Source organism: Allocoleopsis sp. (assembly GCF_036703385.1).
In the GTDB taxonomy this organism is placed as follows: domain Bacteria; phylum Cyanobacteriota; class Cyanobacteriia; order Cyanobacteriales; family Coleofasciculaceae; genus Allocoleopsis.
The window spans coordinates 1-16023 of the sequence record NZ_DATNPA010000355.1; the positions used below are offsets into that span (position 1 = coordinate 1).

A 16023-nucleotide genomic window follows, 5' to 3' on the forward strand; every position below is an offset into this window, starting at 1 on the left:
CCTCGGTTGTAGTAGGCATTAGCATAATTGGGATTGAGACGAATCGCCTGGTTGTAATCCTCAACTGATCGCTGATATTCACCTAGGCCATAACGGATATCACCTCGATAGATTTATCTCGGTAAAAAATCTTCTGGTCTGGTGGAACTGTTAATATATTTTCCTGTATCTAGTTACCCAAAAGATGTTACTTTTTCCCACAGTCACTTGTGAGGAGTCTTTCTGCATTCCTATTACTTTGGTTGTCCTTAGCTTTAACCTTTACTCCTGAAGCAGACAGCAAGCAGGTGCGGGATAGTCTACAGAAATAGCGGTTGCTGCGGCAGAGTGCGATCGCGCCTCCCATTACTCACGTCCTTCCTTAGAGGGAGCGATCGCTCCTTCAAGCCAACGTAACGATAAGCCAATCTATAATGAGTCGTAAATTCCTGCTCCCAATCAAAGGGATTTACCTCCTAAGAACAGGAGCAACGATGAACGCGCTATGCCTAAAATCAAAATCCTGCAAGAAGGTCAATCTTACACCTTTCAGTCTTACTTCGAGTTACCCTATGAAGCCGATGACATTTTAGCTGAGTTTAATTATTCACTCGAAAGAGCCGAGTTATCTCTACCTAAAACAACTCAGCAGCTAGACCGACTGCCCGAACTCAAGCAAAGAATAGAAGATATCTTACCCTTTATCAGTTTGAGTAATGAGACAGCAAGAAGAGAGACACTGGTATCTCCAGTTATGTTAGAGGTAGTTCGTTATTGCCAATGTCAAATGCGGATTGAGTATCCTTTAAATGTCAACAACTGGCTCAAAGGCAATCTTGATTATCTCTTGCGGGCAACCAACAATTTGCTAGTTATTGAAGCTAAAAACGATGACCTCACTAGAGGATTTACCCAGTTAGCTGTCGAATTAATTGCTCTATCGCATATCGAGGAACAAAATGTGTTTTATGGGGCAGTAACAATGGGTGATGTTTGGCGCTTTGGTAAGCTCGATCGCAACTCTCAACAGATTACTCAAGATATCAATTTGTTTAAAGTCCCTGATGATCTAGATAGTTTAGTCAGAATCCTAATGGGAATTTTAGAAGGAGAGTGAGTGCGATAGCCTGAAACGATACCACGCTAAACTGAAGCTGATAGGTCGCAATGATGACAACGCCTGATGGGACCGGATGAACCCCAAAACCAGACAACCCTGACTCAGCCTCTAGCGGCATTGCGGGAGCAAACATTGCAGCGCCTCCGCAAGAGTTTAAGACGCGGACAACAAAGTATGACAGACTGGCAGGGGGGACAACTTGCCGTTTCCGCTGTACCCGGTGCGGGGAAGTCTACGGGGATGGCAGTCGCTGCCGCATTTGCGATCGCACGTTTTCAACTTCACGGCAGGCGTCAGCTCGTCGTTGTCACGTTCACTCGCTCCGCTGCTGCAAGTATTAAAGGCAAAATTCGCGAAAATCTCAAAGACCTTCGCTTACCACAAAATAGCTTTCTTGTCTATACCTTACACGGTCTAGCACTCAACATTGCCACCCGTCATCCAGACTTATCGGGACTGAATCTAGAAAGTGCAACCTTGGTGACGCCGAATCAAAGTCACCGCCTAATTCGGGCTTGTGTGGAGCAGTGGATTGCGAATAACCCTCGCCGTTATTCTATCCTGCTAGAGGGGCGTCAGTTTGATGGGGAAGAAACGGAACGGTTGCGGCGACAATCGGTGCTGCGGACTGAGGTGCTGCCGAGTATTGCCCAAATCGTGATTCATGAAGCCAAAAGCTCTGGTTTATTACCAGAAGATTTGTGGCGGCTATCCCAACAGACACCGGATGCTTATGAGATTTTAGCGATCGCAGCAGGCTTATACGAACAATATCAGAACGTCTCGCGATCGCGTAACTTCATCGACTACGACGACATGATTCTCGCCGCACTGCGCGTGCTGGAAAACGATGCCATTCGCAAGCTGTGGCAAAACCAATTCTTTGCCGTTTTTGAAGACGAAGCGCAGGATTCCACCCCCCTGCAATTCAAACTATTAGAAACTCTTGCTGCTGACCCCAATAACCCAAACGCACCGCTGAATTTAATTCGAGTGGGTGACCCCAATCAAGCCATTAACTCCACTTTTACCCCAGCTGACCCCGTCTATTTCAATCAGTTCTGCGAAGCTTGCCAAACCACCCAGCGTCTGGCAACGATGGATCAAGCCGGTCGCAGTACCCGCATCATTATTGATGCCGCCAACTATGTCTTAAACTGGGTGAATCGTTCTCAGCTGACGGGTGCCGAGCAAGCCTTTCGACCCCAAATGATTCGTCCTGTCGATGCCGATGACCCCCAAGCGGATGCTAATCCTAACCCTGTAGGTCGAGGGTTGGAAATTTACACACCTCGCGACATTTACCAAACGGTTGAGCTCATTGGAGAGCGGGTGGTTGAGTTATTCACTCAAAACCCCACACATCGCGCTGCCGTATTAGTGCGGGAGAATCGTCAAGGCACTTTTGTTGCCCAAAAGCTAGACTATCTCAAGCGTCAGCATGGGATAGATGTTTATGATGTGGGCAGTAGCGATCGCCATTCTCATGTCCCCTCGGAAATCCTAGCCATCCTGCAATTCCTCGATCGCCCCCATTCCCCCGACTACCTCAAAGCCGCCCTAGAAGTCCTCGTACAGCGTCAACTGATACCCACCCAAGACCTCAACGCCCTCGCCACCTTCCCTGAACAGTTCCTGTACCCAGGCCCCCTCGACCCCCAACAGACCCCCTCCGTCAAGCAAGCTCGCAAATATTGCGCGAATCTGCTTCGCGCCCGTCTGGAACTCCCTCACTATCAACTGATTTCCTTCCTCGCCCTCACCTTAAACTACGACCAATCCGACTTAGCAACAGCAGATAAATTAACCGAACGGATTGCGAAACAGACTCATGGCAATAGTTCCATGAATTCTACACTGGCAGCGCTTAGTGAAATCGTCAATTCAGAGCGCTTTGAACCGATAGAAACAGAAGACGCCGACTCTCGCTATCTACGTGCGGGACAACTCACTATTATCACAATGCACAAAGCCAAGGGGCTGGATTGGGATTATGTCTTCCTACCGTTTTTGCATGAAGACACGCTTCCCGGTAGTCCTTGGGTACCGACGGCGGCTCAGTTTTTGGGAGACTTTACCCTTGCTGAAGTCGCCCGCGCCCAGATTCGCGCTAGTCTTCACAACAAACCGTTACCCCTGGCAATGGAGGCATGGGACCAAGCGGGACACTTAAAGACAGCGGAAGAGTACCGTCTGCTTTATGTCGCCATGACACGAGCCAAGCGCTTGCTGTGGATGTCTGCGGCCGATAAGGGGCCGTTTCGGTGGAATACGTTCAGTGGTCATGCGTCGGACAACTTGCAGTCGAAGAAGCCTTGTCCTGTGTTGCCTGCGTTAAAGAGTCAGTTTCCGCGATCGGTGGTTCCCCTGTCGGCGCTGCTGAGTTGATGACTGGAGCGTTGGGTCATTAATGGTAGGGGCAACCCCCCGTGGTTGCCCCGCCTGGGCTTGGGGGCTTTTCGCGGAGGCGCTGCCCCTACGAAAAATCGTCGTTTCGGGGATTACTGTATCGGCGATCTAGGGATAGGAACGGCGAACTAAGTGAGCGATCGCTTGAACCAACACCTCTGGTTCAATTGGCTTAGAGATGTGCTTTTGGAAACCTGCGGTAATCACCTGTTGCTGATTGGTTTCCCCAGCATAAGCTGTTAGGGCGATCGCCGGGATTTGCCCCCCTTGTTCTGGTGCTAATGTTCTCACCTGTTGAATCAACATATAGCCATCCATGTCCGGCATCCCAATGTCACTCACTAAGACATCAGGCTTGGTTTGAGTCAAAACCAGCAGTGCTTCGTGAGCTGAAGCGGTGGCTCTCACCTGTGCCCCTTGCTGTTGCAATAGAAACGCCACAAATTCCCGCGAATCGGTTTCATCGTCCACTACCAAAATTTTGATGCCATTCAGATCTAGCGACTGATCGGGTAATCGCTCATCCGGGTTCGCTTTCAAGGGAGTCGGCATCAGCGGAAGGCTGACTACAAACGTTGCTCCCTGCCCTTCTCCTAGACTTTCAGCTCGAACCGAACCCCCATGCAGTTCGACTAAGTGCCGCACGATCGCTAAGCCCAATCCCAGGCCACCAAACTTTCGTGTGGTTGTAGCATTAGCTTGGCGGAAGTAGTCAAACACGTAGGGAAGAAAGTCAGGCGGAATTCCCTGCCCAGTATCACTAACCGTGATGTGGGCATATGAGTCAAGACGTTCCAGCCGGACGTTTACCCGTCCCTTTGCAGGTGTGAATTTAACAGCATTGGAGAGAAGATTCCACATCACCTGCTGCAACCGAGTGGAGTCGCCTGAAACCAACCCTACATCCGGTGCAAGCGTTGCTTCTACTTTGATTGACTTGGCTTCTGCTGCCAGCTGTACCGTTTCCATCGCCCCTCTAATCGTGGAGGCAAGATTAACGGGAGCCACATTGAGCGTCAGTTTACCACGCAGAATCCGGGACACATCCAAGAGGTCTTCAATCAGTTCCGATTGCAACTTCGCATTGCGTTCGATTGTGGAGAGAGCTTGTAGTGTCTTCGTTTCGTCTAGCTTGCGGCTCTGGAGCAACTTAGACCAGCCGAGAATGGGATTGAGGGGCGATCGCAATTCATGAGACAGTACTGCCAGGAATTCATCTTTTACTCGATTAGCCGCTTGAGCTTCCTCCCGTGCAGCTTCGGCTGCCGCTCGCGCTTGCTGTTCGGCTTCGTAGAGTCGGGCATTTTCAACCGTAACCGAGGCCATTTGTGCAAGCTGCACCAAGATTGATTCGTCTGCTTCCGTAAAATCTCCTTCGTATTTGTCTGAAAGCTGGATCAATCCCATGTTCTGTCCGTCTCGTCCCACTAAGGGGGCAGCTAACCAGCCTCGCGGGGGTGGATGCTTACCGACCTCTTTGCCAAAGCCTTTCCAGTGGGGATGTGCCTCCAGTTCGGCTTGGGTCATCCGCATCGGGCGATTCAGGTTACAGACGCAAGCGTAGATACCAGATCCGTCTGGTTTTGCATCGTAGTCTCGCCAAGCCGCGTACTTATCGGACAGGTGAATGGCGTTGATCGCTTGTGCCCAATTTTGGTCAATTGTCATGCTCGTGACAGACTGATGTGTGCCAACGATCACAGCCGCTCGGTCGGTAATTACATTTAAGACTTCTTCAACGGAAAGCGCCGAATTGATTGCTAGTGCTGCGCGGGTAAGTCCCTGCAATTGGTTAGCATAGTGTCGCTCGTTGGTCAGGAGTTGTTCGCGTTGGGCTTCTGCTTGTTTGCGATCGCTAATATCCTGAATGAGCCAACGAATTCCAACGACTTGTGCTAGAGCATTGCAGATGGCAGTTCCCGTGATTGCAACGGGTATCGGAGCAACTGAAGCCGGATGCCTTCCTGGATGCTGCAGGCTCAGTTCATCAGTTTGCAGCTTGTGTACCCCAGATTGGTGACGCAACTCGGAAAGCAAGTTTCGGAAGGCTCGCCGCTCTGGTATGGAGATATAGGTTGCTAGGGGTGTATCGATCATTTTGCGTCGCTCAATTGCCACTAAAGCTGCGATCGCCTGGTTGGCCTCCTGAATAATTCCTTGTGCATCGGTTACAACATAACCATCAGGTGCAAAATTAAACAGTTCTTGATAACGATGTCTTTGTTCTTCTGCTAGATCGCGGGTAATTACCAAATCTTCATTCTGTTGAATTAGCTGATCTTGAGTATCCTGAAGCTTTTCTAAAGTGCTTTGCAAGATTTCATTGGCTTGCTCCAGTTGATTTGCCTGTTGCTTTAACGCATTATGGGCTTGCTGTAGGGTCTCTTCTGCCTGCTTGCGCTCGTTTTCGATACGTCTACGTTCCTCTTCGAGGCGCATCTGAGCGGTGATGTCCCGCGAGATACACAGCAATCGTTCAACTTGCCCATCTGCTCCTCGAATGGGGCTGATTTTGTTATCCCACCATTTCGGTTCGCCGGAGAGCGTCGGACAATATCCTTGAAGGGTACAAACTTCGCCTGCTCTTGCCCAGTGAATTGCCTCAGTTGCCGCTTGCCGAGCCGATTCTGGCCAAAATTCCACCCAAGACGTATTGAGGAAGGGGATTATATCCTGAATGCCCAGCAGCGCTTGACCCCCTCGACTCATGAATAGAATTCGCCCCTCTAAGTCCAATACCTTGATGCAGTCCTCGCTACTATCCAGGATTTGCTGATTAAACTCCTCGCTTTGACGCAATGCCGTTGCTGCCTTTTGTTGCAACTGTTGCATACTGTGAAGGGCAGAAGCGGTAAAGTCTCCCAGACTCATCATTAAGCGCCGATCCTCAGCATCAAAGTGACGAGCCTGAGCGTGCGACACAATCCACAACGTGCCTAAAGGGCGCTCATTAATGCACAGCGGAATTAGTAATCCTTCCACAATCGGAAATTGCGGATGATATAGATAGGTGAAAAACCGCTCAGGATGGCTGTATAGCTGAGGCTGATTATAAGAAAGGGTCGTGCCACAAGGACTAAAGTTAGCTGGGGTCGTGGTTTGTTCAAACTGTTCTAGAACACCTGCGATCGCCACCCAGCGAAAAAGCGATTCGCCGTTTGGTGCGGTTTCGAGTAAGCTGACTCCAACCGTATCGGCTCTACAGAGATTCAGCGCAATGCCAACAAGAATTTTAAGTAGGGACTGCGGCTCGTCCATTAGGTGTTGGGCGAGAGTGCGAAGCGCGTGGTTCTCAGCCGCCAAATCGGGTTGTCGTGCGGGACGACGTGCCAGTGCTGCTGTTATGAGAACATCGGCTTCAGTGATTCCTTGGGGACAAGTTTGAGGTAAATCCTGAGCTGCAAAGATAGAGGGGTGGAGCCTATGAGTCATCGAGTCTCCGTCCTCACTCGGAAAAGTATTTAGCGAGCCGATCTTGGCCCATATCGCCTATCTGATGCAGCAAGTACTCAATCTGCCTCAACGCGATCAGTAAGGACTTCATTCGCCCGTTCTCCCAACGATTGACGCTTGGAAATGAGACTCCTAATTTCGCGGCAAACTTAGTAGCCTGTGAGAGTTCTAGGCGTTGTCGCGTTTCACGCACAAGAGCTGCTCGCTCTGATTGGTCGATCGCAGGCATAAAATCCAACGCATTTCCTTCATCTATCCGTCATCAATAACATTTGGTATAGCGATTATCCTTCCCTCACAAGGCATAAATGCTTAAGATGGCGAAACCACAGGCAACAAAACCCGTGAAGGTCGATCGCTTCCACAAAACACCGTCAACGTCACAATCTGAGCATCGATCAAGAGTTCGCGCCCTAAGGGTGAACCTGTACCCGAATTCATCGGATAGGCAGGAAAACAGGCCGCACTTAAACTCAGGCGCAATGCATGACCTTTAGGGATTTTCAAGCAAGTTGCCTGAAGTTGAACCCATTGTGGTGCTTTCTGAACAGCCTCAACCCGAAGGTAACCCTGGGTTAGATTGTAGACGCTGTCATTCGATCGCACTTCAGAGAGGATGGCGCATAAATCATAACTGGGTTTATCTGCCGTACACCAAATCTCAACCGCTACATCCCCTGCTAAATGCAAGTCTTCCTCTAGGGGTTGAGTGGTATAAGTCAAGACATCGGAACGGCAATCGATATGCGATCGCTCAAATGAGCCTGAAGGCGCTACGGCATGACCCCCCAACGCTGGGACGGGTCGCCAAGGGTCATGAACCAACACATCAAAGCCACTTGGGGTCTGGGATTCCCCCCTTTTTAAGGGGGGGTAGGGGGGGATCGAATCTGGAACTAAGGTGCCTGAATCTTCCCGCATACTGGCAAGTCCAGTACTTGACAAAAAATATTTTTTATGAATATCTTTAGGCCAACTGTCAAAGTTGCGCCATTGATTAGTGCCCATCTCAAATAGGCGAACCGGCGGTTCATCCAAGAGTCCGGTATCGATTCCTTTGAGGAACTGATCAAACCACCGCAGTTGTAGACTATCCATAGGATTTGCAGCTTCTAGACCAAAGTCCACAGCACCCACTTTGCGACTCCAAGGCAGATGTGTCCAAGGGCCAACTAATAGCTGTTGCCGATCATCACTCCGGGCGGCAAAATCTTTGTAGCAATGGAGAGTACCGCGCAGGTAAATATCAAACCAACCGCCAATATGGAACATCGGCAAGTCAACGGCTTGCAGGTAGCGCTTGGGGGAAATTTGCTCCCAGTATTCATCGGGTTTTGCATGTTCTATCCATTCGGAATAAAACCCACTCGGTGCAAATTTTCTCAAGCACTCATCTAAATGAGGAACAGACTCATACAAGGGTAGATTCTGAGCAGCCGCATAGAGAGTGGCATGAGCCGCAGCATCACCCTGTATCCGAGCTGTTTCTGCGGCAAGCTGCACCGCCCAACCCAGATTCGCTTGTAGGCAGAAAGCCCCTCCCTCGTACACCCAGTCGGTATATAAGTCATAGCCAATCATCGCAGGGCAGATGGTTTTGAGGGCGGGAGGTTTGGTAGCGGCGGCATAAAGCTGAGTCATTCCCTGGTAGGAAAAGCCATACATTCCCACCTGTCCCGTGCTACCCGGTAGCGCGGCTGCCCAGTTGACTGTATCTTCGCCGTCTTCCGTCTCGTGGACAAATAGCTGGAATTTCCCTGAAGATGTACCACGTCCCCGCACATCTTGAACCACAACGATGTAGCCGTGAGCCGCGTACCAGATAGGATGAGCATAAACGACGGTGGATGCGATCGCTCTTCCATAAGGTTGCCGCATGAGCAGTACCGGAAACTCACCCTCAGCGTCGGGACGGTAAATATCTGCATCTAACCGAATGCTATCCCGCGTCAGCATTGATGCTGTTTCTTTCTTAACGTTCAACATGGAGTGATGAGTCAAACAAATTCCCCCTTGAATTTTCCAATACATCCAGGAGACTCAGGGGGAATCTAGTGATAGATCTTATGAACTACTGAAGGATTACGGTCTATTTTCAAACCCTTTGATCCCCCCAGCCCCCCTTTTTAAGGCTACTGTGTACACACATCTCCCGCTCAACCTCAAAATGCAACATTTTGCCCCCCTAGCCCCCCAATTCTGGGGGGAACCGGAATTCAAAGTCCCCCAGAATTGGGGGATTTAGGGGGCAAGATCCCCTGATACACAAACCAGAGGACTTGTGTGTACACCGTAGCTTTTTAAGGGGGGGGAATTAAATCAAAGTCCTCCTTTCCAAGAGGAATTTAGGAGGAGCTTCCTGGATGAATGCAATCACGAATAGTTTGAAACACGCCTTAGGGATTCTTTAGCAAGGTACCAGAGCATCAGTTCGGTTCAGCACTCTTAAATCCTCCTCATCCAATTCCACAGGAGTCCCACTACAAATCAACTCAGCAAAGTCTTCATTGGGCACCATGATACATAGCGCATATAAGCGACCCGAACCCGTATTCCTCAGTTCATGAATTCCAGTGGGTGGTACTAATAAACTATCTCCCGCTTGAATCGGAACCGTTTTTCCGTCACAGATGGCTAAGCCTTCTCCCTTGAGGATGAAGAACATTTCAACTGCAAATTGATGGCGATTGGGCGGAGTTTTGCCTCCCTCATCAAAAATCTCCACACAAACCGTTAAAGAGGCATCTGCCGTTGCTGGCTCAAATACAATGGCTAAACGGTTCGTATCGTGCGGACTAATGCGATAAGCCTGATAGTCTTTAGGAGACTTGATAATGGGAATCATACAACGAGAGGAGTTCATAGAAATTTACTCCTGAAATTAGTGATGGTTGGTGGGTGATCGGGTTGAGAGTTGAAAGTTATAAGGTTGAAGGTTGAATTGTGTGTTAATAGCCGGATACTTTGTTAATCTGTAAACTTCAACCTTTTCAGCTTTGCTTCAAATTAATGTGTGTTTACACTGAAAAATCTAAATTTGAATGCTAGTCTATAGTTTAATTGTGCCGTTTGTCTCCTAATTGCATAGCTTCGAGAATTGCTTGAGAATCTGTAACAAATCCAAAGCACTGATTAACGTTGTAAAGGGTCGCTTGTAGGCAATATTCAGGAGAGGTGGTTGCCGCACAGTCCTTGACGAGAATGCAGTCATAGCCCAGGAAGTTGGCATCTTGTAGAGTTGCCATCACACACTGATCAATGTTGACTCCTCCGAAGAACAGTGTAGTTTTGCCCAGGTTGCGTAGGATACTATCTAGAGGAGTATCCCAAAAGCCGCTCATTCGGTATTTATCTACATAGATATCGCTGGGGTTCTGATCGAGTTCATCGATAATGGCGGCAGCCCAACTCCCCAAAGTCAGAACTTTAGCACCTCTATTGGGTAGCGGATCGCCCAGTCCTACACCAACGCCCGTCGGGTTATAAACATGCCTCAGTCCAGCGCTGATATTCAATAAGTCCGGACGATTCCCCCAATTAACCCAAATCACAGGAACTTTGGCAGCTCGAAATTGGGGTAGTAAAGTATTGATTGGAGCGATAGGTTTCCGGGCAGGGGCTACATCAACGCCAATGTGAGCCAACCAGCCCTCTGGATGGCAGAAATCATTCTGCATATCAATAACTAAAATCGCCGCTTTCGCTAGGTCTATCCGCAACGTTTTGCTCTCTGTGGTCAAAGTAATGACCTGATGCGGAAGCGATGGGCGGGTAATATCTGCGATCGCCTCATTCACTGCCCAAGCATTCGGCAGCACGCCCAAGGTACGGAGGGGTCGGTTCATCTTGTTTTATCGAAGAAAGTTCTTCTAATTCCACAGCTATTTTGCTGCAAAAAATCTTTTAGACGCTAAACTTAAGCGTTATTTAAGAGTCCTGTTTTTGTATTGAGTTAAATTAACGAAGCCATAAGGAAAAATAGCTCCCAGAAATTTAATCCAGTTAATTTAGGCGAGATATATTGATTAAAGCTATGGGTATAAAGGGTTTAATCAGTGAGCTTCACAATTCAAAATGTATTAATTCCGGTTGAGCAGAGCTATTCAACCGTAGATGTGCAAATCATAGACCATCACATCCGTGCTATTGAGCCCAATCTAGAAGTTGTGGGTACTGCCGTCAATGGTGAAAACAAACTCCTCCTCCCTGGTTTCGTTAATGCTCATACCCACTCCTCGGAGATGTGGCAACGGGGAATAATTCCCCCGACTCCCCTGGAATTGTGGCTTGCGGAACTTTATGATTTTGCCCCCCTTGAACCAGAGCAAGTTTATCTGAGTGCCTTGGGAACTGCTGTCGAAACGCTGCTCTCTGGAGGTACTAGCCTTGTTGATCACTTGGTTTTAATTCCGGGTAAGGAACTTGAAACGATTGCGGCTGCGGTTCGAGCTTACCAGGAAATTGGCATCCGTGCATTTATTGGCCCCCTGATTCAAGATGAATCCCTCACCCAAGGTATACCTAATGGGGGTATCGAGAGGGAACATGAAACTTACCTCCGCTCTACTGAAGCAACACTGGAACTGATGCAGGAGGTGGTGGAGAGATTTCACAACCCAGAGGCCGGGGTGAATATTCTGGTGGCACCCACAGGAATTCAGTTATGTTCGGATGCGTTGTTTGAGGGTTGTATTGAACTGAGCGATCGCTACAATCTGTGTCGTCATTCTCACCTGCTGGAAACGAAAGCGCAACAGAAATTGGCTCAGGAAAAGTACGGTTGTAGTGCGCTGGAACACCTGAAGCGTATTGGATATTTGAGCGATCGCACGTCTTTAGCCCATTGTGTCTGGTTGAGTGATGCAGATATCGCAATTCTGGCAGAAATGCGATCGACTGTGGTACACAATCCCTTAAGTAACCTCCGTTTAGGGAGCGGCATTGCACCCATCTTAAAATATCGTCAGGCCGGAGTTAACGTTGCCTTTGGTTGTGATGGTGCAGCAAGCAATGATTCCCAGGACTTGCTAGAAGCCATTAAGATGGGTTCGATTCTGCACAACATCACGGATACCGACTATCACCACTGGATTACACCTCGCCAGTCAGTGGAAATAGCCTCATTGGGGGGTGCTCAGGGATTAAATATGGCGGATGAACTCGGTTCGCTGAGTGTGGGAAAGAAAGCGGATCTGGTACTTTATAACCTGAAGAGTCTCTCACTCTTACCGCGCACCGATCCAATTGGTTTGCTGATTCTGGGGCGTCCTACCAATACCGTTGATAGTATTTGGGTAAATGGTAAGCAAGTCGTTGCAGAAGGTAACGTACTCACGATTGATGTGGATGCATTAAGACAGGAATTGTTTGAGCGTAGTCAATGGAGTATAAACCGCCAATCTCATACACTGAGTGAAATTGAAGCTCATTATCGCAGTGTCATGGGCTTATCGCCACAAACTCCGAAGATTCATTCTTAGTACGATGGTTGTATTGACTAAAAGAACAAGAATGACAACTGTTTCAGCTTCCCCATTCCCAACTCCCTACTCCCCTCTTTCAAGAGAACTCTTTGTCTCCCAATACTGACGCTCGTTCCTCGCTAACACCCTCCCTCACTCTCTCCTTCTCTTACCTCAGTATTCTCTGCACCTCTGCGGTTGGTTAAATTCCACGTTAGTCTGCCAGTCAGCATAGCTCATGAAACTTATAGCGAACAGAGGATAAAATTAATCCTTCTTGGGCTATATAAATCCTATCGAGGACAAAAAGCCACCTGAAGATTGATTAACCAATGAGAGAGGACAATATAAAATTTTGTGAAATACTTGAAAGTTAAGGAACGCCTTTCTTACCAATAAGCCCAGCTGTAACAGCTGGGCTTTGGTAAAGATAGATAAAGTATCTAAATAAATTCACAAATTTTTCACACCCTAACATTACGCTTTTACTTTCAAAATCCAATTAGTACACTCTCATTTGTTTGATAGTTAAGGCTAAGCACAAAAGTCTCTATTTCTTAGCAACCACATAAAAGAAAGGAAAATCAATGTCTTTATTTTTCTCTGTTTGCCTGTATTTTTTTGAAGCTTTTGCCATCCTGGCAGGAGTAATTCTAGTCGTAGCGCTCGGCCTAGGCGTACTTATTCTGCGGGAGTTAAATCGAATCTTGTCCGCTACTGAAGAGTATGAGATGAATGAAAAAATAGACAGTTTCATAAATTTGTCTTTTTCGCCAGCAGACGGCTCGGAAGGGAGCATGTCAGTGAAAGCAAATCAGTCTATTGCTATCACCTCGTGAATCCTACTTTTCACGGGATGTAGAGAGCCTCTCTCCTACAAGGAGAGAGGCTTTGATATTTCCCCTTCCCTTCAAGGGAAGGGGGTAAGGTTTTTCGTAGACTTTTCCGCATGACATGAAAAGTCAGCCCTCTATCTAGGCCAAGTTAATCGGAAATTTTATGAACTCAGGCTTCTCTTGAGATGCTCCATGATCTGCTGTTTTCTTGCCTCTGTATTTGTATTGGTTGCAGATAGCTGCTGAGGCAGTTTTGTCGTTCTGCTGATATGCTCCATTATTTGCCGTTTGCGTTCTTCTGAATTAGCCATCGTGATAATCTTGAGCCTTGAAAGATTGAGAGTTATAACCCTATGTTAACTTATGTAAATGATGAGAGCTAGGAATCAGGCCAAGGAGCGATCGCACGATACTCACCTAAGGCGAATGGCACTGACTTAAGAACTTCTCACCAACCAACTCTTGTGCAGGGGGTCTCTAGGTAGGCACTCCGTCCCCCAGTGGGGGGTTTGGGGGGTTTCCCCCCAATCTGGGTTTTTCCCAAGAAACGATCACTTTTCCCTTAAGTCAGTGACATTCCACCTAAGGCAGATTTCAGTATGGTGACTAACGGCAAAGCGTGAATTAGCGATCGCATCTCACTGATGTTGACCTTTGATAGATTGACATGATGCACCCTCAACTCCTAGGCTACCCCTAGTGCAGGGCGGCAGAAGTTTGTGACTACCTCGACGAAGTAATGGGGAGATTTTGAGGAGTCAGTTATTGCTGCCTAGGTGCACTACTCAAAAACCTAGTGAGACACGCTCTCATCAACTTTTAATTACTGTCTCAGCGCGATCTAGGATTCAAAACGAATACTCCAGATAGTCAATCAATGAATCAGATCAGTGCGTTTTAAGAGAACAGGACAACACTCATCATGACAACCCCAACCCAAGAAGAAATCCGCCTAAAAGAAGCCCTCTCTCACAAAGCTCACTGGCGCAGGTGGGGGCCGTACTTGAGCGATCGCCAATGGGGAACGGTGCGAGAAGACTACAGTGCCAACGGTAACGCCTGGGACTACTTTACTCACGATCAAGCTCGTTCTCGTACCTATCGCTGGGGCGAAGATGGCATTGCTGGAATTTCAGATAACCACCAGCGACTCTGCTTTGCCGTTGCGCTTTGGAATGGCGAAGATCCAATTCTCAAAGAGAGACTATTCGGTTTAACAGGAAGTGAAGGAAATCATGGGGAAGATGTCAAGGAATATTACTTTTATCTGGACAATACTCCAACCCACTCCTACATGAAGGCTCTCTACAAATATCCGCAAAAAAACTTTCCTTACTCCCAATTAATTGAGGAGAATCAACACCGAAACCGCCGAGAGCCTGAATTTGAATTGTTGGATACGGGAGTATTTAATGAAAATGGCTACTTTGATGTGTTCATCGAATATGCCAAGTATTCAGCGGAAGATATTTTAATTGAAATCAAAGTTATTAACCGGGGGCCAGAAGCAAAAAATCTGCACCTTTTACCCACTCTATGGTTTCGTAACACTTGGTCTTGGAATAAAGGCGGAAATAAACCAACGCTTCAAGCTCTTAAATCAAGTCATTCCTTGAACCTCATCGGAGCTTTTCACCCCAGCTTAGGAAAACGGTGGCTATATTGTGAAGGAGTATCAGAACTTTTATTTACAGAAAACGACACAAATACTGAACGGTTATTTGGAATTCCTAATCATTCCCCTTATCTAAAAGATGGAATTAATGACTACATTGTGCAGGGTCGTCAAGAGGCCGTTAATCCAGAGTATATTGGCACCAAAGCAGCAGCTCACTACTTACTAACAGTTGGGGCAGGTGAGACGGAAACGGTTCGGTTACGCTTAAGTGATACGCCTGAATTAGCAGAACCCTTTGGCAAAGAGTTTGATGCTACTTTCTCTGCCCGAAAGTATGAAGCTGATGAATTTTATCAGCGCATCTCTCCCTTCCCCCTCAGCGAGGATATGCGGAATGTGCAGCGTCAGGCATTTGCTGGAATGCTTTGGAGTAAACAGTTCTATTACTATTTTGTTGAGGATTGGTTGAAAAGCGATCCAAACGCTCCGCCACCGCCAGCGGAACGAAAATATGGAAGAAATTCAGAGTGGTTTCATCTGAATAACGAAGACATTCTTTCCATGCCGGATAAATGGGAATATCCTTGGTTTGCGGCTTGGGATTTAGCCTTTCATGCCATTCCCCTGGCCATGATTGACCCCGATTTTGCCAAGTATCAATTAGATGTTTTAACGCGGGAATGGTATATGCACCCCAATGGACAGATTCCTGCGTATGAGTGGAACTTTAGTGATGTAAACCCACCTGTCCATGCCTGGGCAACTTGGCGTGTTTATAAGATTGAACAAAAAATGTATGGTCGGAGCGATCGCCAGTTTTTAGAGCGGGTGTTTCAGAAATTACTGCTTAATTTTACTTGGTGGGTCAATCGAAAGGATGTAGAAGGTAAAAATGTATTTCAGGGCGGATTTTTAGGATTAGATAATATTGGTGTGTTTGACCGCAGTGCTGAACTACCAACAGGTGGGTATATTAACCAATCTGATGGCACGAGTTGGATGGGTATGTATTGCTTGAATATGTTGGCGATCGCGCTGGAACTTGCCAAAAGCAATTCGGTTTATGAAGATATCGCCACCAAGTTTTTTGAACATTTCCTCTATATCGCCAATGCCATGAACCATATGGGCGATCTTGATGCCGAA

12 protein-coding genes are annotated in these 16023 nt (G+C 47.7%); 5 read left to right on the forward strand and 7 right to left on the reverse strand.

Annotated elements, in window-relative coordinates; translation table 11 throughout:
- A partial coding sequence (locus V6C93_RS17585) for a tetratricopeptide repeat protein (RefSeq protein ID WP_333477979.1) occupies positions 1-113 on the reverse strand: 113 nt, incomplete at its 3' end.
- Between the two features lie 371 nt (positions 114-484).
- Here V6C93_RS17585 and V6C93_RS17590 point away from each other — a divergent pair.
- Together V6C93_RS17590 and V6C93_RS17595 are read left to right on the forward strand one after the other, a co-directional pair.
- Positions 485-1096, forward strand: a complete 612-nt coding sequence (locus V6C93_RS17590; RefSeq protein ID WP_333477969.1) for a hypothetical protein — start codon at positions 485-487, stop codon at positions 1094-1096.
- A gap of 66 nt (positions 1097-1162) precedes the next feature.
- Positions 1163-3487 (forward strand): ATP-dependent helicase, encoded by a 2325-nt coding sequence (locus tag V6C93_RS17595; RefSeq protein ID WP_333477970.1) that lies wholly within the window; start codon positions 1163-1165, stop codon positions 3485-3487.
- A 129-nt stretch (positions 3488-3616) separates the two neighbouring features.
- Here the strand turns inward: V6C93_RS17595 and V6C93_RS17600 are convergent, their stop codons facing one another.
- The 5 genes from V6C93_RS17600 to V6C93_RS17620 form a co-directional block, all read right to left on the reverse strand.
- Positions 3617-6940, reverse strand: a complete 3324-nt coding sequence (locus tag V6C93_RS17600; protein WP_333477971.1) for an ATP-binding protein — start codon at positions 6938-6940, stop codon at positions 3617-3619.
- 13 nt (positions 6941-6953) lie between these two features.
- Positions 6954-7190 (reverse strand): helix-turn-helix transcriptional regulator, encoded by a 237-nt coding sequence (locus tag V6C93_RS17605; protein WP_333477980.1) that lies wholly within the window; start codon positions 7188-7190, stop codon positions 6954-6956.
- Positions 7191-7273: 83 nt separating this feature from the next.
- A complete protein-coding gene (locus tag V6C93_RS17610) occupies positions 7274-8947 on the reverse strand; it encodes a CocE/NonD family hydrolase (RefSeq protein ID WP_349262749.1) in 1674 nt (557 codons plus the stop codon).
- 421 nt (positions 8948-9368) lie between these two features.
- Complete coding sequence (locus V6C93_RS17615; protein ID WP_333477973.1) at positions 9369-9824, reverse strand: cupin domain-containing protein; 456 nt, start codon at positions 9822-9824, stop codon at positions 9369-9371.
- A gap of 193 nt (positions 9825-10017) precedes the next feature.
- Positions 10018-10806 carry an isochorismatase family cysteine hydrolase gene (locus V6C93_RS17620; protein WP_333477974.1) on the reverse strand — a complete coding sequence of 263 codons (789 nt, stop codon included), beginning with the start codon at positions 10804-10806 and terminating at the stop codon, positions 10018-10020.
- A 210-nt stretch (positions 10807-11016) separates the two neighbouring features.
- Here V6C93_RS17620 and V6C93_RS17625 point away from each other — a divergent pair, with 210 nt between their 5' ends.
- Both V6C93_RS17625 and V6C93_RS17630 read left to right on the forward strand, forming a co-directional pair.
- Complete coding sequence (locus V6C93_RS17625) at positions 11017-12441, forward strand: amidohydrolase (RefSeq protein ID WP_333477975.1); 1425 nt, start codon at positions 11017-11019, stop codon at positions 12439-12441.
- A gap of 569 nt (positions 12442-13010) precedes the next feature.
- The gene (locus V6C93_RS17630; protein WP_333477976.1) at positions 13011-13262 is read left to right on the forward strand and encodes a hypothetical protein; all 252 of its coding nucleotides are present in this window, start codon (positions 13011-13013) and stop codon (positions 13260-13262) included.
- Between the two features lie 158 nt (positions 13263-13420).
- Here the strand turns inward: V6C93_RS17630 and V6C93_RS17635 are convergent, their stop codons facing one another.
- On the reverse strand, positions 13421-13570 hold the full coding sequence (locus tag V6C93_RS17635; protein WP_333477977.1) for a hypothetical protein: 150 nt from the start codon (positions 13568-13570) through the stop codon (positions 13421-13423).
- Positions 13571-14181: 611 nt separating this feature from the next.
- Between V6C93_RS17635 and V6C93_RS17640 the strand changes: the two genes are divergently transcribed.
- Positions 14182-16023, forward strand: a 1842-nt coding sequence (locus V6C93_RS17640) for an MGH1-like glycoside hydrolase domain-containing protein (protein ID WP_333477978.1), incomplete at its 3' end; no start/stop codon positions are given.